This window comes from Mesorhizobium sp. PL10 (assembly GCF_053714315.1).
Genome location: NZ_JBSKBR010000042.1, coordinates 1 through 19,285 on the forward strand (window position 1 = coordinate 1; position 19,285 = coordinate 19,285).

The 19,285-nt window shown below is 60.5% G+C and carries 14 protein-coding genes and 2 pseudogenes; 10 read left to right on the forward strand and 6 right to left on the reverse strand.

Features of this window, described 5'->3' with window-relative positions; translation table 11 throughout:
* Positions 1-192 precede the first annotated feature (192 nt).
* The gene (locus tag ACWGTO_RS30570) at positions 193-720 is read left to right on the forward strand and encodes a hypothetical protein (protein WP_454578484.1); all 528 of its coding nucleotides are present in this window, start codon (positions 193-195) and stop codon (positions 718-720) included.
* A gap of 148 nt (positions 721-868) precedes the next feature.
* On the opposite strand, the gene ACWGTO_RS30575 is transcribed toward ACWGTO_RS30570, so the two are convergent.
* The 6 genes from ACWGTO_RS30575 to ACWGTO_RS30600 form a co-directional block, all read right to left on the reverse strand.
* Positions 869-3,166, reverse strand: coding sequence for a molybdopterin-dependent oxidoreductase (locus ACWGTO_RS30575; RefSeq protein ID WP_454578485.1), 2,298 nt, complete (start codon positions 3,164-3,166; stop codon positions 869-871).
* A complete protein-coding gene (locus ACWGTO_RS30580) occupies positions 3,167-4,615 on the reverse strand; it encodes an NAD-dependent succinate-semialdehyde dehydrogenase (RefSeq protein ID WP_454578486.1) in 1,449 nt (482 codons plus the stop codon).
* 1 nt (position 4,616) lies between these two features.
* Positions 4,617-5,792 (reverse strand): enolase C-terminal domain-like protein, encoded by a 1,176-nt coding sequence (locus ACWGTO_RS30585; RefSeq protein ID WP_454578487.1) that lies wholly within the window; start codon positions 5,790-5,792, stop codon positions 4,617-4,619.
* 1,084 nt (positions 5,793-6,876) lie between these two features.
* Positions 6,877-7,689, reverse strand: a complete 813-nt coding sequence (locus tag ACWGTO_RS30590; protein ID WP_454578488.1) for an IclR family transcriptional regulator — start codon at positions 7,687-7,689, stop codon at positions 6,877-6,879.
* A 192-nt stretch (positions 7,690-7,881) separates the two neighbouring features.
* Complete coding sequence (locus ACWGTO_RS30595; protein WP_454578489.1) at positions 7,882-8,085, reverse strand: hypothetical protein; 204 nt, start codon at positions 8,083-8,085, stop codon at positions 7,882-7,884.
* Positions 8,086-8,818: 733 nt separating this feature from the next.
* Complete coding sequence (locus ACWGTO_RS30600) at positions 8,819-9,118, reverse strand: ATP-binding cassette domain-containing protein (RefSeq protein ID WP_454578490.1); 300 nt, start codon at positions 9,116-9,118, stop codon at positions 8,819-8,821.
* Positions 9,119-10,189: 1,071 nt separating this feature from the next.
* Here ACWGTO_RS30600 and ACWGTO_RS30605 point away from each other — a divergent pair.
* The 9 genes and pseudogenes from ACWGTO_RS30605 (at position 10,190) to ACWGTO_RS30645 (ending at position 19,002) form a co-directional block, all read left to right on the forward strand.
* Positions 10,190-12,076: a thiamine pyrophosphate-dependent enzyme gene (locus ACWGTO_RS30605; protein WP_454578491.1), complete on the forward strand. Its 1,887-nt coding sequence runs from the start codon at positions 10,190-10,192 to the stop codon at positions 12,074-12,076.
* A gap of 421 nt (positions 12,077-12,497) precedes the next feature.
* Positions 12,498-12,599 (forward strand): annotated as a pseudogene (locus ACWGTO_RS30610) (hypothetical protein); the annotation flags it as partial.
* Positions 12,600-12,617: 18 nt separating this feature from the next.
* Positions 12,618-13,177, forward strand: a pseudogene (locus tag ACWGTO_RS30615) (Tn3 family transposase); the annotation flags it as partial.
* Positions 13,178-13,318: 141 nt separating this feature from the next.
* Positions 13,319-13,942: a hypothetical protein gene (locus tag ACWGTO_RS30620; RefSeq protein ID WP_454578492.1), complete on the forward strand. Its 624-nt coding sequence runs from the start codon at positions 13,319-13,321 to the stop codon at positions 13,940-13,942.
* Positions 13,943-14,009: 67 nt separating this feature from the next.
* Positions 14,010-15,383, forward strand: coding sequence for a Dyp-type peroxidase (locus tag ACWGTO_RS30625; protein WP_454578493.1), 1,374 nt, complete (start codon positions 14,010-14,012; stop codon positions 15,381-15,383).
* Between the two features lie 2 nt (positions 15,384-15,385).
* Positions 15,386-16,885 carry a DUF4331 family protein gene (locus ACWGTO_RS30630; RefSeq protein WP_454578494.1) on the forward strand — a complete coding sequence of 500 codons (1,500 nt, stop codon included), beginning with the start codon at positions 15,386-15,388 and terminating at the stop codon, positions 16,883-16,885.
* Positions 16,882-17,973, forward strand: a complete 1,092-nt coding sequence (locus ACWGTO_RS30635) for a hypothetical protein (RefSeq protein ID WP_454578495.1) — start codon at positions 16,882-16,884, stop codon at positions 17,971-17,973. The genes ACWGTO_RS30630 and ACWGTO_RS30635 overlap by 4 nt, the downstream gene beginning before the upstream one ends.
* 18 nt (positions 17,974-17,991) lie before the next feature.
* A complete protein-coding gene (locus ACWGTO_RS30640; RefSeq protein WP_454578496.1) occupies positions 17,992-18,321 on the forward strand; it encodes an EthD family reductase in 330 nt (109 codons plus the stop codon).
* A 99-nt stretch (positions 18,322-18,420) separates the two neighbouring features.
* Positions 18,421-19,002, forward strand: coding sequence for a HupE/UreJ family protein (locus ACWGTO_RS30645; RefSeq protein WP_454578497.1), 582 nt, complete (start codon positions 18,421-18,423; stop codon positions 19,000-19,002).
* Positions 19,003-19,285 lie beyond the last annotated feature (283 nt).

Below are 19,285 nucleotides of genomic sequence, written 5' to 3' on the forward strand. Positions count from 1 at the left end.
AAATCCTACGTCATTTCAATGGCTTGCACCACATCCGCCAACCCCCAATGAATTTTTCAGGCTAGCTCCCGAGGTCGTCCGCAGCAGCGCGCTCGGCAACCTCATTCCGTCCGCCATGTGCTCTCGCACAGATGGAAGGTGGTTCGATCGACGATTACCGCCGGAACCTGGAAATGTCGGGCGGCCGACACGATGATGAACATCACCAACCGTTCGGCGGAACTGGTACATGATCTGACTGGCGTCGACGACAATGTGCACCTTCTGGTCGAGAGGACCAATGGTGCGCTGGGCACGTTCGCCTCTGATCGCATTTCGCCCACGCACCATTTCAGCACAGACCGCCGCGGCACCGGAGGGTCGCTGTATTTGTCCCAGCTCGTGATGAGCGGCACGACCGTGGCGCCGCTCGCGGTGTTCTCTTATCATGCGTTCGATGAGTTCCCGTCCGTGTCGCAGGAGAATGCGCAGCCTCGCTTTGGCGCCTATAACTCCGGCGCAAGACTGAGGGCTGGTACCTGCTCTGCCCCGGCACGGCGCAGCTTCTATATGGACCAGATGCGAGCCTTCGCTCAACTCCTGCGGGGCGAGACGACTCTGGCGGACGGGGTGCACAATATCGAGGTGATGCACGCCGCTTACACTGCGCAAAACGAGCGCCGGTGGATGGATCTGCCGCAGCCTGCGGGCACACCCTGGATATTGCCGAGCTACAGCTGAACCGGTCGGCGCCCGCTCGAAAGGCCGGCCACTGTAATCGCAACCTTCCAGGGTCGGTTCATCGTTTCACGGCAACACAGAGGCGCCCTATTTTTTTGTTTTGACGCAATTCTGGGCGAAAAACCGTTCACACTTTTCCTGGATTTGCTCAAGTTGGAAACCCGGGAACCTGCCCTGCCGGTTCGATCACCGGCAGGCGGTCGACCGACAGAGGCGGCAGATCGCCCGCCCAACGCGCCAGCCGCACCAGGCAACTGTGGCTGGACGTGCCCTGGGTCAGGTCCGAACATCCTTTGTCCCGGGTTAAGGTGTTCGGGTTGCCGTGCACATCGATCCGGCTTCCGTCCACGATCTGCGGGTCAAACCAGGCGCCCGCCGCCAGAAAGACGCAGTCGCGTCGCAGGCCTGCGTCCAATTTCAATCCCGCAAGGCAAGCTCCACGATCATTGTAAATCCGCACAACATCGCCAGCTGCCAATCCAAGCTCGGCAGCCGTTTCGGGATGCAACTCACAGGGCTCTCGGCCCTCGATTTTCTCAGACAGAGACTCTTTTCCGCGGTCGTTCTGACCGTGTAGCCGGGTATCAGGCTGCCCAGAGATCAGGTGAAGCTCCCCTGCTTTGGCGGTCAGCAAGCTCTCGGTCGGCATAATCCAAGCCGGATGGCCTGGACAATTGGCCAGCCGAAGATCGGCGATGGCGCGGTTGAAAAGAGTTATCCGACCGCTTTCCGTCTTCAACGCCGCCGCCTCCGGGTCGGTGAAGAAATCCCCCAAAAGAACCTGCGATTTTTCAGGGGGTGGTATGTCAATCCGCCCCTCTCGGCGGAACGCGTCGAAATCCGGCAATGCGATACCGTGTCGGTCGGCCTCGAGGCGCGTCCCGTCCCACAGCTTCCGAAGCCACCCCTCGACATCGCGGTTTTCCGTGAAGGCCTCCTCCACACCGAAATGGCGGGCAAGCCGGCGGAATATCTCGTGGTCGTCCTTGGCCTGACCATAGGGCGCGTGAGACGGCGACATAAAAAACAGCGCCGGATCGCGCTTGTTGATCATCATGTCCGTGCGCTCCAGCGGCGTGGTGCAAGGCAGCACCAGATCCGCCCGCCGCGCGGTCGCGGTCCAGCTGTGTTCGTGTACGATCACTGTTTCCGGGCGCGTCCACGCGCCTTCAAGCCGCATCAGATCCTGATGGTGATGAAAGGGATTGCCCCCGGCCCAGTAGACTAAGCGAATATCGGGGTAGCGGCGTGTCTCACCATCGTAAACATACTCCGCCATTGGCGAAAGCAGCATATCCGTGATCCGCGCCACCGGAATGAAATCCTTTACTGGGTTCTGCCCTTGCGGAAACGCGGGCCAGCGGAATCCCCGTTGTGTGCGGCCGACCGCGTTGCTGGACCCATAGCCGAAGCCGAAGCCCAGCCCCGGCTGATCCATCTGGCCAAGAATCGTCGCCATTGCCAGCGCCGCCCATAACGGTTGCTCGCCATGCTCCGCCCGCTGTAACGACCAGGTTATAGAGATCATCGTGCGAGCGTCGGCCATGCGTATCGCGAGGCTGCGGATTTGCTGTGCCGGCACATCGCAAAGCGGAGCGGCCCAGTCGGCGGATTTTGTTTGCCCGTCTTGCTCGCCCAACAAGTAGGCGCGGTATTGAGGCCACCCACTGGTGTAGCGTGCTAGGAATGGTTCGTTTTGCCTGCCAGCCGCCAGTATCTCGTAGGAGAGGGCAACCATCATCGCGGTATCACTGCCCGGTCGAATGGATACTCGCTCAGCGCCGGGAAAATCGTCCCGCCGGGGGGAAACAGAGACAAGTTCCGCTCCGCGCGCGGCCATCTGGGCGTGCAGGTTCCGCAGCCGGTGGTCAGAAGTACCACCTGAATCCACCTGTGCGGTGCGCCCGGAGAACCCGCCAAAGGCCACCAGCAGCGAACATTTCTTCGCCACCAGCTCAAGCCCGGTCATGTTGTCCTCATGCGCCTCTCTCGACAAACCCAGAATTCGGGGCAAAAGCACCTCTGCGGCGGCAAAGGAGTAGGAATCCCGCTTGCCCACATGCCCGCCAATCAGGTTGAGAAAGCGGCGCAGCTGCCCTTGTGGATGGTGAAAGCGCCCGGCGCTCGCCCAACCGTATGAGCCCGCAAAAATGGCGTTATTGCCATAGGTGCCGCGAACGCGCTCTAGCTCGCCGGCCACGAGCTCAATTGCGCGGTCCCAACCGATTTCTACAAAGCTATCATCACAACGCTGCTTTCCACGATCACCGGCAAGCCAGCCCTTACGTGCCGCTGGCGCCGCAATTCGACTGGCGGTGTCTCGCGCCGCACTTAGCCAGCCGTTGCCGATCCGGGATGGGTCCGGATCGTCGCGCAGGGGAACCGGCGTTCCCTTCGCGTCGAGCTCATAGACTCCCCAATGGGCAGCAGTATATCTGGCGGCCATTCAGCCTCGCTCGGTAATGAATTTTGTGACCATGTGATCAGCCACGCCTTCCATGCCGCCCTCGTGGCCCATGCCGCTGGACTTGACACCGCAGACCGGTGTCTCGGCCAAGCCATAGGCCACTTCGTTGACCCCGACCATCCCGACCTGCAGCTCTGCAGAGACGTAGCGGGTAATCTTGAGATCGTTGGAAAACACTGAAGACGCCAACCCGAATTCCAGCGAATTCGCCCGCGATACGAACTCCTCGGCTTCGGAAAACCTCAGTATCGTGGCGACAGGACCAAAAGGTTCGTCGGTGAGCACGGCTGCGTTGTCCGCAACGTCCACCAGCACCGTGGGCTCATGGAAATAGCCGACATTGCCGATCCGCTTGCCACCCGCAGCCACGCGCGCGCCCTTTTGAACCGCGTCGGCGATTATGCGCTCAACCGACTCCAGCCGCCGCCCATTGGCAAGGGGGCCCATCTGGCTTTCGAGGTCTAGCCCGTTGCCGACCTTCAGGCCATTCGCGTAGCGGACGAAACCCTCGACGAAATCGTCATAGATGGCGTTCTGCACGAAGAACCGGGTGGGCGAGACGCAGACCTGCCCGCTGTTGCGGAACTTCGTGGTGGCGAGCCTGGTGACGACGTCCGGCAGGTCGACATCCGCAAAGACGCCGATCGCGGCATGCCCGCCCAGTTCCAGCGTGCAACGCTTGAGATGTTGCCCGCAAAGCGCCGCGACCGCCCGTCCGGCGGGAATCGATCCGGTGATTGACGCCTTGCGGATTACATTTGAGGCGATGAGTTTTGCCGAAAGATGCGGCGGATCGCCAAAAACCAATGAGAGCACATCCGGCGGCAGTCCCGCGTCGAGGATCGCCTGGACCATCATGGAGCCGACGCCAGGCGTCTCCTCGGACGGCTTCAGGATCACCGAACAGCCAGCCGCTAACGCCGCTGCGACCTTGCGGGCCGGCAGGACCATCGGGAAGTTCCAGGCGCTGAAGGCGGCTACCGGGCCGATCGGCTCGTGCCGCACCTCGAAATGCTGACCGGCTTCGCGCGCCGGGATGACGCGACCGTAGCTGCGGCGGCCCTCCTCGGCGCTCCATTCGAATATCTCGGCGGAGGCGAGGATCTCCGCGCGTGATTCCGCCAGTACCTTGCCCTGCTCCAGCGTCATGACCCACGCGATGTCCTCGACACGCTCTCGGAGCAGCACGGCGGCCCGTCGCAGGACGCGCGAACGTTCCAACGGCGAGGTGCGGCGCCATAGTGCGAAACCGCGTTCCGCCGCAGCCAGGGCAGCATCGAGATCAGCGTCCGTGGCCAGCACCAGATCGCCGAGGTTTTCAAGTGTTGCCGGATTCTCAACCGGGATGACCTTGCGGCCGAGCGCCGAAAGACGGGCGCCGCCGATAATCGGGCCAACGATCGGATACGCCGTAGTCTCGCCCCCCATCTTACCAGTCCACCAGCGTGCCGTCGTCCAGCACAGCAGTTTGCGTGTGCAGAACCTCCTGCAGGAACGGATGCTTGGCAGCTTCCTTCTCGTTGACCTCGACGCCGAATCCGGGCTTGTCGGGTGCGCCCCAACGGCCGTCGACCATCTCGGGCAGCCCCTCGACCACGTCGTGATACCAGGGCACTGCACCCGGCATGGCCTCTAGGATGACGAAGTTCGGTGTCGAGATGCCGAAGTGGAGTGAAGCCATGGCCGCTAGGGGACCGTTGGGATTGTGTGGCGCGACACCCGCCTGTGCGATCTCGGCCAGGGTGGCGACCTTCTTCCCCTCGAGCAGGCCGCCGCAGTGGTTGAGATCGGGTTGGACGATATGGCAGGCCCGCGCGCTCAGCAATTCGTCGAATTCACGCAACCCGACAAGGCGCTCGCCGGTCGCGATCGGCACGGGCGAGCGCTCGACTATTTCCCGCATGGCCTTGGTGTCGCCGGGTTGAACGGGCTCCTCCACGAACATCGGGCCCATCGGCTCTAGCGCCTTTATGTATTCGAGCGTCGCGCTGACCGTGGCGGCGCGGCCATGGAAATCAACCATGATCGCCGCATCGTCCCCCAGACCTTCGCGCAGCGCAATGCCCAGCCGCTCGAGGTTGCGACAGGCGGCGCGGGTGGTTGTCGCGTGAGAATACGGAACGCAGACCACCTTGACCGCACGGAATCCCTTTTCAAGCACCTTCTGGGAAGCCTCAACCAGCTTGCTAGGGTCGAAAGTATCTTCGTACAGGGTCTTCATCTCCCCCAGCCCCGGATGCGAGTAGAGATCCACGCGCTCACGCACTTTTCCACCCAGCAAGCGCCAGACCGGCACGCCTAGTTCCTTGGCCGAGATGTCCCAGAGCGCGTGTTCGATCCCGCTGATCGCTGAGGCGCCGATAATGCCCAGGCGGTAGTAGCTATGCTTGTTCATCCGCCGCACGGCCTGTTCGATGTCCCGCGGATCGGTGCCAATCATCAGCTGCGCCAAATCCTCGACCGCGCCGGTCACGGCGCGAGTCTTCCAGTTCAGCGTCGCTTCACCCCAGCCATACAGGCCCGGCACCGACGTATCCACCCGAACCAACACCCAGTTGCGCATCTTCGCGTTGACTACAATCGAACTGATACCGGTAATTTTCATGTTATCTGGGCCATCGGGTGCGCTGGTCGCGCGCCGCTTCGACCCCTCCTCTCGTTAGCCAATGTGGAGCTGTGTACCGCAGATTGTTGCCAATAGTAAAGACGCTTTTTGCTAAATTGCAAACGCACCAGCGTCACTGCGACAATAAACCCTTAAATTCATTCGGGAGGCTGAGTTCCCTATCAATTGCAATTTCAACATACACAACGAGTGGCAGAAACGCCCTATTGCGGTACACTGGGCGCCAGCATTTCGATCAATGATCGCCGATGCGTCCCGATAGCACTTTGCTCTCGCATCTTTCCCTGCCAGACGTGGCCACGGTCGTGGCCGAAGCAGGCTATGCTGACTTTGCCTTCAACGGGGACGGCATTCCGTCAACTTCCCGCCGCACATGATGCCGAGATGAGGCTCGATCCCTGCCTCGATCCGGCCGCTACCGTGCAGCCTCGGGACTTTTCGCGGTGAGCGCTTTTATTTCTTCGCAAAGGACCAGGCTGAACGGCAGCGGGTCCTTTCGCATGTGAGCGCGATGATCGACCGTGCGACAGCCATCGGCGTGGACCACGTCCATCTCTGTTTAGGTCGGCCGCCCCCGGACAGAACGAGACGGCGATGATGCCGCTGTTCATCGAACCCGTTCACCATGCTGAGCAAGGCCGGCGAAAAGGGCGTGAGCGTGGGCCTCCAATCATGCGCACCCCAAATGTGCGCGCAGTGCGGTCGCTATCAGGAACGGCCGAAGCGCTCGCGCCGATGGAACTGGCGGTCAATTTCGATCCAAGCCATTTCCAGGCGATTGGCGAGCGATCAGACGGAGGTCGTTCACTGGTTGGCTCCACGTGCATATCAAGCATGCCAAGGGTGCTCCCCGAACTCAGCGTCCGGTCACTGGTGACGGCGAGACCGACTTTCACAGCTTTGGCCATGCCGGCGCACTGCCCATCGAATATGAGGCGAAATATTCCGGCCGGAAGCACGCCCCGTGACCGTGCTTACCCAGGTCGCCTGCTTTTCTGCGCGATCTCGGGGTCTGACATCGGGATGGCGGGGCAGGGGAGCCGCAGCCTCCGCCATTAGCTTGTCAGCCGGACAACTGCCGGCTGAGGCCATCCGATATCTGGATGAGCTTCTTGTATATGTCACGCTCTACCCTATCCGTCAGCGAGTCGGCCACGGCGGACACCCCGATTGATGCAACCACGCGTTCGGTTTCGTCAAAGACGGGCGCCGCAAAACACGTCAGGAACGCGAAAAACTCGCCGCGGTCGGTTGCCACGCCCGTTCGCCGGATTTCCATCAGGGACTCGACCAGTACAGCACGGTCGACGATCGTATTGTCCGTCGATTTGGCCAGCGGAATGGTCTCGACCAGCGCAGTCATTTCATCCTCGGGGAGAAAGGCAAGCAGTGCCTTGCCGAGAGCGGTGTTATGCAATGGCTCTTCGAGCCCGATCAGGCTGCGGGTCGACATCGGCGTATTCGGAAAGGCAGTATCAACGAGCACCCCTGTGCGATGCGACATCAGCGCCAGATGCGCCTCGAGGCCTGTCTGGCGCGCCAGTTCCTCCAGCGAGGGACGCGCCAAGGTTACGATAGGGGTCAGCGAGTTCGCCCGCGAGGCCCAGACCAGGAATTTTGTGCCAAGGCCGTATTTGCGGCTCTGCTTGTCCTGGCGTAGCACACCATAGCGATCGAATGTCGTCAGAAACCGATATGCAGAGCCCTTGTCCATCCCGAATTCGTTGGCGATCTCGCTGACGCCGAAGCTACGCTGTCGTCCGATAATGAAATCAAGGATCCTCAAACCCTTGTCGAGGGTCTTTACGCCCGGCTGCTCGTCATCGGAGCCCTCAACACTGTCGACGGCACCCTTTCGTTCCAGCATCTTGTCCATATCGCCTGCTCGATTCTGCCCTGTAGAAATCAATCGCCGGAGACTCCCCGACGGCCCAACTAATCCGGTTATATCCGCTTCCCCATTCGATGATATAGCTTATATCACAATTCAGGTTGATATTTTCAATACAACCACGCGCGCACACGATTGTTCCAACGGGCGTCTGCGAACGCCGAGGATGAACGCTGATCAAGGTGCTTCGTCCGCCAGAGAGTCCGGTTCAACGATTCTGCAAGCGCTCCCGCTAAACTGAAGGACAATCACCACCACCCCGGCAACGACGTGCGGCAGTGTCGAGACAACGGCGATGACGAGATCGATCTGATCGTGCAGCAACGTGAACATGAGTTTGCGCATTGTGGTGTGCCGCCCCACGGACAACAGCATCGCCACGGCGGCCCAGCCTCACGCTTGTCGCGGTGCTGTGTTGCTGCCGTTCTGGCTCTCCTGGCCATCTGCCTTCGACCTGGACGGCAACGCCAGAACTACCATACGGTGTTCGTGTCCCCCGGCTATCGAAGCGTTTTCTTGCCTACTTTCCTGGTCGCCTTCGCAACCGCGCTGGCCACGATTCAGATCGGAGGGGATCAATATCCTGGAGCGGGAAGGCGCCCCCTGCCGTTGACGGCCGTGATACTGTCGTTCTGGACTTCGGTTCTCGTGCGGACCTATGCCTGGCTCGTGCTCCTGGAGCGAAACGGCGTGGTCAACACATTCCTCGTTGAAATCGGGGCGATCTCTGATCCACTGCGCCTGGTCTTCAATTCTCCGCGGCGATGCTGGGCATGGTCTATATTATGCTGCAGGTCTTTATCTTGCCGGTGTACTGCGCGACGTTGCGGACGGGCCTGACCTGATGCACGCGGCGGCGAGCATCGGGGCATTCAGGGAACCAGGCGCCGGTGGAGTTCGCGGATTTCGACCTGCATTTCCTCGCGCAGTTTCTTGTCGACCACTGAGAGTGGCTCATCCATGAGCATCACCTCGGCTCGAATACGATCGCGCGCGCCATCGCCACGCGGTGGGACGCTGCCCATCCGAGAGCTCAGAAATGGGCCATGTACGCCAGTTGCACCTGCTGCAGCTTGCGGCAACTCGCGCGTTGACCTCAGTCGGTCGCATGTGCTCACAGAAGCGGAATCGGCAGGTTTCGAATACACTCACTTGCGGAAAGAGAGCGCATATCTTTGGAAGGCGACTCCGATGTGGCGCTTGTTGGCGGAGCGATCGACGACGCTCTCGCCGGCGATGCGGATCGCACCCCGTTCTGGAATGCCAAACCCGCCAACGCCATCAGCAAGGTGCCCTTGCCAGATCCCGATGGGCCAAGCAGGGCCAGGAATTCACCGGCCCCAGCCTCCAAGGAGACATCGCGGACCCGTAGCCTTGCAAATGCTTCGATGGAAATCGGCGCCGGTTTCGTCATCGATGTCTCGCACCCAACGGGGTCATTATTCGTCAAAAAGTGCTTTTGCGTACGGTTGTTGTTCGTGGCCCAGCAGTCTGGATGGAGGGATCTGCGTTTGCATTCTCCGGGGAGTTGGGGGCAGCTTTATGGCATACTGGGACATGACACCGGTGCCACAAGCCTTGCTGGTGCGTGGCCAATAATTGGTGCGGGTCGCCATCATGCAGTGTTCCAGGTAAAGTCGGCCGGGCCGCCATCTTTTGGACAGCTTGGAAACGACCGTCCCAGCCAGTTGCCATATCAACCTCACGGTCCCGCTAAAGTTGCACCACCTGCGTTCGTCTAACGGCAACATGAGGCTTGATTTCCTTGTAATGGCGCGCTCCAGTGGCCTTTCTCCGCGAGTACCTTGTAGACATTCTCAGGCGACACCGTCGGCCATAAGCGCCGCCTCGATCTCCGCCCTCGGCATTTGCCCGCACGGCACGGGTCTCGGGAACTTTTTCATCTCCCAAAAGTCAGCCCAAATCTGTGGACCGTTCTTTCCATAGGTTTTGATCTTCCGCTAGCGAGGATGGATCCGTCCGGTAACCCACACAGTAATTTGTGGCATTTCCTTTGAACCCATCTTTGTTGAACACCGACTAATCGATAGGCGTGAGGATTCCCTCCTGGAGGCCGAGCGCTGCCTCGTTCAGACCTTCCTCGATTGTGTCCTCAAGGTACTTCAGGCCGAGTTTTTCGGTCGCAGGGCCCCAAAGTGTTGCCCGCCCAGCGGCGAGCATCACTCCCACCGGAGCTGGCGATGCCGGTAGTGTCCTCCGCCTTGGCAGGCACGGGCGTCACGCCAGCCAGCGCGACCAGAATTCCGGTCTTTCCGGTTGCTCTCCGTAAACAGCCTTTTTTCGCCGCCTCCCGCTTGTCCGTTGCCAAAGTTGCAATTCTGATTTCAAAAAAGCAAAAAATAGAGGGGAAAGACAGAACTATGTTGACTAAAGGCCATGGTACGTTTCTTATATAGAAATGCGTGTTGGCAAAAATGCGCCGAGTTCGCATCGTGAAATCGAGCGACGTGGAAGGGTCATTGCAATGAATGTCACGGACGAGTCTGGTCTCTCACCGGAGAAGCACGCGGCGGCGATCACCGCTGCTGGCGGCATCGAGGCGGCCATCGAGGCGGGCACGCTCCCGCAATTCGTGGACGTGTCGGTGTCGGAAGGCATCGTGCTCGGCCTGTTGCGCCAGGGCGTGACGAAGTACCTGGCGATCTTCGGTCACGGATCGACCTCGATCGGGGACATGTTGCGTATCTATGAGGAAGCGGGGCTGGTGAAAACCTACGCTTTCCACAACGAGGTCTCGATGGCGCACGCGGCCACCACGATGCGCTGGCTTTACGATGAACCCGTCGCGCTCGTGGCCTCAATCGGGCCGGGTCCACTGCAGGCCATGGCCGGGGCGCTTACATCGATTACCAACGGAGTTGGCCTCTATCATATCTACGGAGACGAAACGACTCATGGAGAAGGACAGAACTTCCAAGGCATTCCAAAGCCGACGGAGCAACATATCTTCAGTCGCATGACGGCGTTGGCTTCCGAATCCTATCTGCTGCACACGCCGGAGGCCCTGCGCGACATGATGCGGCGCGGCAGCGCGCGGGTCTTCCATCCCTTCCACGCCGGCCCATTCTTTGTACATGTACCGATGAACATCCAACCGCGCACAATCCACGGGCTGAACCTGCTGGCGCTTCCGCAACGCGCGTCGGCTAGTCTCGGCGCCGCCTCCGAGCCGGATCTGGATGCAGCGGCCGACTTGATCCGAAAATACGATCGTATCGTCATTAAGGCAGGTGGTGGTAGCCGGCGGCACGGCGAGTCAATCCGCAACCTGGCCGAGCGCACCGGCGCCGCGGTCATTACGTCTCCTGTCAGCGCCGGCATCTTGCCGGATCTGCATCCCAACAACTTGCATGTCGGCGGCACCAAGGGCTCTCTTTCAGGCAATTTCGCCATGTCGGAGGCTGACCTGGTCATAGTGGCGGGTTCGCGCTCGGTCTGTCAGGCGGATTGCTCGGGGCTCGGCTACCGGAACGCCAAGGCAGTCATCAACATCAATGCCGACTGGTCGGATGTGAACCACTACAACAAGACAGTCGCGCTGGTGGGTGATCTGGCGGCCAGCATCAAAGCTCTGCTAAAGCGGCTGGACGGTCTCGATCCTACTGAACGGGTGACTTGGACTCAGGCGTGCCAGGCCAAGAAAAAAGAATGGCGCGAGCTTCGAGAGGCGCGCTATGCGATTGAGCCGCAACATGACCCTGTCTGGAAGAGGACCGTTCTGACTCAGCCAGTGGCAATCAAGGAGATCGTGGATTTCGCCAAGACGGTGGACGCGGTCAAGCTATTTGATTCCGGCGACGTCCAGTGCAATGCGTTGCAGATCTGCGAGGACGACCGGCCCTTTGACACCATGAGCGAAGGGGGTGCCTCTTATATGGGCTTTGCAGTCAGTTCACTGGTGGCATCAGCCATCGCGGACAAGCCTCGCTACTGCATTGCGGTGTCGGGCGACGGAGCCTTCTGGATGAGTCCACAAGTGCTTACCGATGGGATAGAACATGGCGTGCGCGGGATGATCGTCCTGCTTGACAACCGTAGAATGGGGGCTATCAGCGGCTTACAGGCTGCACAGTTCGGCCAGATCTACGCCACCAATGACTCCGTCGCCGTCGACTATGTCGCGCTGGCCAAGGTCATCCCGGGTCTTTCCACGCATTTCGGCGGCTATAGCCGCAAGGAGTTGCGCAACGCACTCAAGGCGGCACATTCATATAACGGACTGTCGCTGGTCCATGTCCCGGTACATTGGAGCACTGACGGCGACGTTGGCAATCTCGGCTCCTACGGGTCCTGGAATGTCGGGAACTGGTGTGCGGACAGCGAACGCGAATACGCAAGGGTTACAATTTGAGCGGGTATTCTTTGAGGCGTTTTTGTCCGGGCGAGCATAGGATTGAACCTCGACAGGCTCTGCGGTCATCTTGCGACGTCAGCCAATCGGGTTTTTCCCTGTTTCGGGCGAAAAGTCAGACCAGATCCCCATGACCGTCCCGCCTTTCGGTTCGCCGTCGCTTACGCTTTCGATTGCGCCGTTGCTCACCCTCGAGGACATCGCCCATCACCTAAACATCAGTCGCAATCGCGAGAGGCTCGGCGTAACAACACACAGGCTATCGCCGATAGCCTTCCGCTTGGTTTGCTGGCCTAGCAGATTTGTTGACGAAGTGCTCGCGCAGGCGGCGATAATGATCCGGACGGCTCTGGCCGCAACGCCGAGCGCGCGCTTTCATAAGGAGGAGCGCTAGCTCGGCTTTGCTGTTCAGCTTTGCCTGATGCGGCACCCAGGCAGAGTGCTCGCCGCCGGAGAGACTCCGCCTCGCGCAATGCTGAAGTATGTTGCCGATCAGGTCGGCGCCGACCTCGGATCGTTCGCGCTCTATGCGCGCCGTACCTTAGCGGCCGAGCAATATGCGACTGTCAACAAATATGCCGGTGCGTTCCTGCAGGCGTTCACGTTCCGCTCAGCCCGCCGCCACGATCCGCTTCTTGCGGCGACTGCGTTGCTGAGACGGCTCTATGCCGAGAAGCGCCGAGCGCTGCCGGAACGCGTCCCCATAACTCACCTCAGCCAAGCCGATCGCAAGCTCATTCTTGGACAGGAGAAGCCAGATCGTCGTCTCTATGAAATCGCAATGCTCGCGGCTTTACGAGATCGACTTCGGTCGGCGGACATCTGGGTCGACGGCAGTCGACCTTCCGACCAATCGACGAGCATCTGATGCCGCGGTCAACGTTCATCACAATGAAGGAGCAGGATAGGCTCGGACTTGGCGTTCAGGGTGACGGTGCGGCCTGGCTCGCGGAAGCGCGACAGATGCTCGACTTCAACCTGAAGCGGCTGGCGCATCGAGCACGATCCGGAAAGCTCGAAGGTGTTCGTCTGCAAGCCGGCACGTTGATTGTTACAACAACCGCTCGTGAGGTGCCCGTGAAAGCTGAGGATCTTAACGCTTTACCTGATCCGACGCACGCGAAACTGCAGGCACATTAGCAGCAATTTGGCGCGATTTGCCCCGATTTACTGTCACTGACAGCACAGGCGGGGTCAACTAGAGGCCATCGTAAGGCAAGGAATTGAAAGGAGCATGCCGCCATGGCAACGCAAACGCTGGCCAGACCGCAACAGGATCAGGCCGTTGAAGACAAGATCCAGCAGCTGCGGCAGATTTACGCCGACGCACCCCAGTACGTGAAAACGGCTCTGGAGAACGCACTTCCATCGATGGTGTCGCTGGGGGCGGACGCGCAGGTATCGCAGACCGAAAGCGCTGGCCGGATCGGAACCCGTCTGGGCAAGGTCTCCGAGCTGACCATCATCGCTCCGTTCGCGCCTGGCGGAGCTAAGCGACTGCGCGCGGTACTGCGGTTATTGAACGGCAACTTCAGCGCGGGAACGAAGGTTGGCACGCTCCATAACATGCGCTTCGTCTTCCTGGACAACGACACGAAGTTTCTCTTCGCGACGGCCTTCGACGGCCAGTGGGATCCCTATATCGAGGACTTCGTGACGAAGATACCCGATGAAATGGACGTCATCTTCTCCGCGTTCGAGGGTTGGCCGGGAATTCGCAGCCCGAAGACCAAGGACTGGATCGCCGAGCACCAAATCACAGCGGAAGGCTGGTATGTCGCCCATCCGGATCTGACGGTGGCGGAGACTGGACGGCTGAAGCGCGTCGGCAAGGCGGTCGAGGAATTCCTCGACAAGATTGGATAGCCGCTGCGGACAGTCGTTCACTCGGGTCCGAGCCTAATGGACCCGGACCCATGAAAGGGATGCGCCCATGTTGTCCGCAACCGAATCCGTAGGTGATCGTTCGGCGCACGCGCCTACACTTGACTTGCATGAGATCCAGGCGGTCATTCTCCGGCCCAGGCCGGCGCCATATTTCGGCACGCACGTGCTCTTGCGTGTCGACGATGCTCAGGCGGGCCGACACCTTCTCCGCCGGCTCACACCTCATATCGCCTCGTCCGCCAATTGGTGGAATGCGCCCAATACCTGGCTGGCGGTCGGAATCAGCTATGCGGGCCTCGAAGCGCTCGGGCTTTCGAAAGAGTCGCTGCAAAGCTTTCCCGAGGCGTTCCGAGTAGGAATGGCGGCGCGCGCACGGCAACTCGTCGACGAAGGCGTCAACGATCCGAAGAATTGGGAAGAGCCGTATGGCACCGGTCAAGTCCATATCGGCGTGAGTGCATTCAGCGATTCCGAGGAAAAGCACCAACGTGCCCTTACTATCGCCCGCGAGCAATACGAGGGCTTCTCGGGCGTCAGCGTCCTAGGCATGCAGGACTTCGGTGCCCAGCCGGGCGACCTCAACCCGCTGGGTTACAAAGACGGCATCGACCAGCCGGCGATCGAAGGCAGCGGCGTCGAACCTCCACCGTCCTATGGACGGGCGATCAAGGCCGGCGAGTTCATCCTTGGATATCCAGGTGAGACAGGGGGGGCCCTGCCGATGCCGCAGCCGGACATTCTCGGTCGCAACGGCGCCTATGTGGGCTTCCGCAAATATCAGGCGCGCGTCGGCGCCTTCAATCGATTCCTCCGCGAGAACGGCAGCACCGAGGAAGACCGGGAACTGCTGGCCGCGAAACTGGTCGGCCGTTGGCGCAGCGGCGCCCCCCTGACGCTGGCGCCGGACGCCGACAACCCGGCGCTCGGGGCCGATCACAAACGCAACAACGACTTCGACTACGCGAACGACACCCATGGTCATCAGGTGCCGTTCGGGAGCCACATCCGGCGCATGAATCCGCGGGATACGAAACTCACCCGCCTGACCGATGTTAATATCCACCGCCTTATCCGGCGCGGCACGACATATGGCCTGCCTTACGATCCGAACGCGCTCTCGGAGGAAGCGGACGAGACACCGCGCGGTGCGATCTTCCTGTTCATCAGTGCCAAGGCGATGGCCACCATGGAATTCCTGCAGCAGGAGTGGATCAACGAGGGCGATTTCATCGGAGCCGGCCAAGAGCGCGATCCGATCATCGGGCGGCAGGAGGAAGGAGCGACGTTCACGATTCCGAATGCGCCGGTCAGACGCCGCATACACGGCATTCAAACGTTCAACGTGCTCAAGGGTGGCGAGTACTTTTTCTTGCCAAGCATCAGTGCATTGCACTGGCTCGCGACCCCAACCGGAGGCTGACGATGTCCGATCACGTTGACGGTCCACGCTCGATCGGCGATCCGCCTGCCGACATCACCGACCTCTTCGCCTTCACGAGTCCGATGGATCCGGCGCGCACCGTGCTCGCAATGTGCGTCTTTCCGTCCGCTGGCGAAAGCGCCGTCTTCTCCAATGTCATTGACTACGCGATCGCCGTTCGCCGGGTCAGTGTTGCCGGCGTCGGAAACGCCGCGAAGTTTCAGCCGGCGGAACAGGAGCTTCGCTTCACCTTCCGGTTCGAAGTCCTGGACAGGGATGCGGCGAGCAAGGTGATCCAGCGCGGTACCTGCACTCTCCCCGACGGCCGCAAGATTTCGCTCACGGTCAATGACGAGAAGGGAACGTCCACGCCGGAAGGCGATTGCCAAGCGTTCGCCGGACTGCGTTCAGATCCGTTCTATCTCGCCTGGATCGCCGCGACGCTCGAGAAGGCTCCCAATCTGCTGCAGCACGACAACGTTCTTTGCATGGTCGTTGAATTCGATACGCACCGCGTGCTCGATCCGGAGAACGGCTCGTTGTTCGGCGTGATCGCCGAGACACTCCCCACGGAACCGCCTAGCCGCATAGGACATCCCGTCGCGCGTATCGACTGGATCGGACGCCCCGAGCAGACGAACGTCCGACTCAACAACCCCGCGCTGTTCGGGGTAGCCGACATACGCGATCTGTGGAATCAGCAGACGCCATTCGAGATTTCGAAAGACCTACAGCCGCTGTTCCTGCAGCGCCTGAAGGACAGCTTCACCAACTGGGACATGCGAGACGGCAAGTCCGATTGGACGCCGGAAGCACTCGCAGCCAACGCGAATGTCTTCCTCGACGATTTTCTACTGTTTGACGTAGCCAAGCCGATCACCGACGAAAGCCACCTCGAGATCGAGAAGAGCACGATCGACGGCCGGCCCTATCAGACGGGAGGTGGGCGTACGGTCGACGGAAACTCGATCGACATTCTGCTCACCTGGCTCGTCAACCGCGATCGCGCGTTCCTTCTGGGTGGTGCGACCGGTGCGACCAAGCCCGGCACGAAAGTGTTCCCGTATTTCGCGACGCCGAACACAGAAACTCAGACCGTCACGGACTCGGTCGAGCTCGGCGCGGCGCCTGACGACGTATGGTCCGTGATCGGGCAGTTCAACCTTGACTGGCATCCGCTGGTCGCAAGAGTCCGTTTGATCGGCGATGGATTGGGTCAACTCCGCAGGATCGAAACGCGAGATGGCGGGGAAGTCGTCGAGCGACTGACAGAAGTGGATAACGCAAAGCGGGTCTACCGTTACGTACTCATCGCCGGGATTGCCGCCTCGCACTATGAGGGCACGATCGAAGTTCTGCCGAAGGGAAGCGGCTGCGTTGCGGAATGGCGCGTGCAGTACCTTGCCAACAATCAACCCGACATCGTCGTCAGGACCAGAGTGTTGACCTTGCTCAAGACGGGCCTCGGAAGCCTGAAGCGCCGTTTCGCAGCCGCCGCATGAGCACGATCATGGAAATTGACCATCCCTATCCATCCACGACCGACGGAGAGATCGCAGCGATCAATCTTCAGAGCGCGCGCCGTGGCGCATGGGCACGTTTCGCACAAGACGCGCGCCTGTCGAGAGCCGCTGAGGCGGTAGTTGAAAAGGAGGTTTTAACAGCGCAGTTTCTCGGCGATCTGGACGCACTCGACCGTCTAGAATCTCTCGCCAAGCAATTCGCAGAGGCAGATGACTCGTTTCGCGCGGAGCTAGTTCAAGCCGAGGTTGCTTCGACAACACATCGTTTCGACGACGCACGACGCCATTTAGCGCGCGCCGCTTCGATGGGCGGATCCCAGGAGGAGATCGACCGGCATCTTTTGAGCATCAATCAGGCCTGTGGCGTGGATCTCGATGCCGTCCTCGCTGCGCGTCGGAAAATCGCTGCTGCGAGCGGTAGCCTGGAAGATCTGGTCCCGCTTGGCGCCGCGCTTGCCGACCTCGAGCGCTTCGCCGAGGCTGATTCGGTCTATCGGCAGGCGTTGGGCTCGTACGATGACGTGTCGCCGATTCCGCTGGCCTGGGTCTGCTTTCAACTCGGCATGCTGTGGGGGGAACTCGTACCTCTGCCGGACCCGGTTCTAGCCGCTCTCTGCTATCGCCGCGCGATTGCGTACCTGCCGGGCTATGTCAAGGCACGTGTTCACCTGGCTGAGATCTGTGTGAGTCAGGACCAGCCCAGGGAGGCGCAGGAGCTGCTCGTGCCAGCGCTTTCGAGCCCCGATCCGGAGGTTCGGTGGCGCCTTGCCGATGTTCTGATCGCGCAAGGCAGCTTCGAAGAGGGCGAGAGGCAACTCGACGCGGCACGGTTAGGCTTCGAAGGGCTGCTTGAGCGACATTTGCTCGCGTTTGCGGACCATGCCGCGGAATTTTATGCCGGCAGCGGCAACGACCACCGGCGAGCCCTCCAACTCGCACGCTGGAATGTCGCGAATCGTCCCACACGCCGTACCATAAAGCAGGCGCATGCGATTGCGGCGAATGCCAATGAGGCCCCAGGCGCGGGCGACCTAGGAGAAGCGTGCGATGCGGAAGTACCCGCATGACAATCCCGGAGAGAAACGATGATCAAAGTTAGTGTCATGTATCCCAACAGCCCCGGGGTGCGGTTCGACCACGACTACTACCGCGACAAGCATCTTCCGCTCATCAAGCGCAGGATGGGTGCGGAATTGAAGTACTACACCATCGACAAGGAGTTGACGGGCGGGGCGTCGGACGGCCCAGCCACGTTTGTCGCAATGTGCCACCTGATGTGCGACTCGGTCGAGGCTTACCAGTCCTCGTTTGGCCCCTACGCCAAGGAGATCTCGGGAGACATCCGCAACTTCACCGACCAGATTCCGGTCAAACAGATCAGCGAGGTAGTGGTCGAGAACTCGGCAACGGGTTAGCCAGTTGCACCTCCATGACATGACCCGCGATGTTGAAGTCGATGTGAGATTCACACCGCGCAAAGCTCCAAACGATCCCATCCGTAGAAAGGGAACAACATGAAGAGAGTTCTGACGCTTGCCGGACTGTTCGCGGCCACCGCGACACCCGCTTTCGCCCATGTTGGCATTGGCTCGACGGCATCTTTTGCTGCAGGTATCGCACACACGTTTTCGGGACTGGACCACATCACGGTGATGGTCTCGGTCGGTCTTTGGGCAGCACTCAAGGGCGGCCGCGCGCTTTGGGTCTGGCCGGTCACTTTCGTCGGCGTAATCCTTGTCGGCGGTGCGCTTGGCATGGCACACTTGCCCGTACCCTTCGTAGAGCCAGGCATTCTCGCTTCGGTTGTTGCGCTCGGCCTCCTGGTCGCGCTGGCGATCGATTTGCCTATCGTCGCAGGTGCCGTGGTCATTGGCGCCTTTGCCCTTCTTCACGGCCATGCCCACGGGGCCGAAACCGCCGAGAATGTCGGCGGCATCGAATATATGGCGGGATTTGCGCTTGCCACGGTCTCCCTGCATTCCATCGGCATTGCTTTCGCGCTGCTGATGCAGCGCACGACTTTACGTTCCGTTATTCGTTTCACTGGCGCCGTCTGCGTTCTGATCGGCGTCGGTCTTTTCGCGCAGGTCATCTGATGATGCTAGCTATCTCGCGGGGTGACATGGCATGAATGCCGGCGTGATAGCGCGACGTTTGCCGGTTCCAATGCCGGCGTCGCCTCGCACGAGCGTTGTCTTCGGAACAAATCTTCGGAACAAATCTGGCGTCCGTAACCACAGGGGTGGCAGTGAACGCAGCGGGAGCAGGAGATGTTTGATTACAAATCGCATTTCGAAAGCGCACTCAACGCTCTGAGGGCCGAGCGGCGCTACCGCGTTTTCGCCGATCTCGAGCGCATTGTCGGCAAGTTTCCGCGCG

Excerpts from the sequence above, each read along its gene's own strand:
- ACWGTO_RS30570 (WP_454578484.1), top strand. The coding sequence starts at position 193 with ATGATGAACATCACCAACCGTTCGGCGGAACTGGTACATGATCTGACT.
- ACWGTO_RS30575 (WP_454578485.1), bottom strand. The coding sequence starts at position 3,166 with ATGGCCGCCAGATATACTGCTGCCCATTGGGGAGTCTATGAGCTCGAC.
- ACWGTO_RS30580 (WP_454578486.1), bottom strand. The coding sequence starts at position 4,615 with ATGGGGGGCGAGACTACGGCGTATCCGATCGTTGGCCCGATTATCGGC.
- ACWGTO_RS30585 (WP_454578487.1), bottom strand. The coding sequence starts at position 5,792 with ATGAAAATTACCGGTATCAGTTCGATTGTAGTCAACGCGAAGATGCGC.
- ACWGTO_RS30590 (WP_454578488.1), bottom strand. The coding sequence starts at position 7,689 with ATGGACAAGATGCTGGAACGAAAGGGTGCCGTCGACAGTGTTGAGGGC.
- ACWGTO_RS30600 (WP_454578490.1), bottom strand. The coding sequence starts at position 9,118 with ATGACGAAACCGGCGCCGATTTCCATCGAAGCATTTGCAAGGCTACGG.
- ACWGTO_RS30605 (WP_454578491.1), top strand. The coding sequence starts at position 10,190 with ATGAATGTCACGGACGAGTCTGGTCTCTCACCGGAGAAGCACGCGGCG.
- ACWGTO_RS30620 (WP_454578492.1), top strand. The coding sequence starts at position 13,319 with ATGGCAACGCAAACGCTGGCCAGACCGCAACAGGATCAGGCCGTTGAA.
- ACWGTO_RS30625 (WP_454578493.1), top strand. The coding sequence starts at position 14,010 with ATGTTGTCCGCAACCGAATCCGTAGGTGATCGTTCGGCGCACGCGCCT.
- ACWGTO_RS30630 (WP_454578494.1), top strand. The coding sequence starts at position 15,386 with ATGTCCGATCACGTTGACGGTCCACGCTCGATCGGCGATCCGCCTGCC.
- ACWGTO_RS30635 (WP_454578495.1), top strand. The coding sequence starts at position 16,882 with ATGAGCACGATCATGGAAATTGACCATCCCTATCCATCCACGACCGAC.
- ACWGTO_RS30640 (WP_454578496.1), top strand. The coding sequence starts at position 17,992 with ATGATCAAAGTTAGTGTCATGTATCCCAACAGCCCCGGGGTGCGGTTC.
- ACWGTO_RS30645 (WP_454578497.1), top strand. The coding sequence starts at position 18,421 with ATGAAGAGAGTTCTGACGCTTGCCGGACTGTTCGCGGCCACCGCGACA.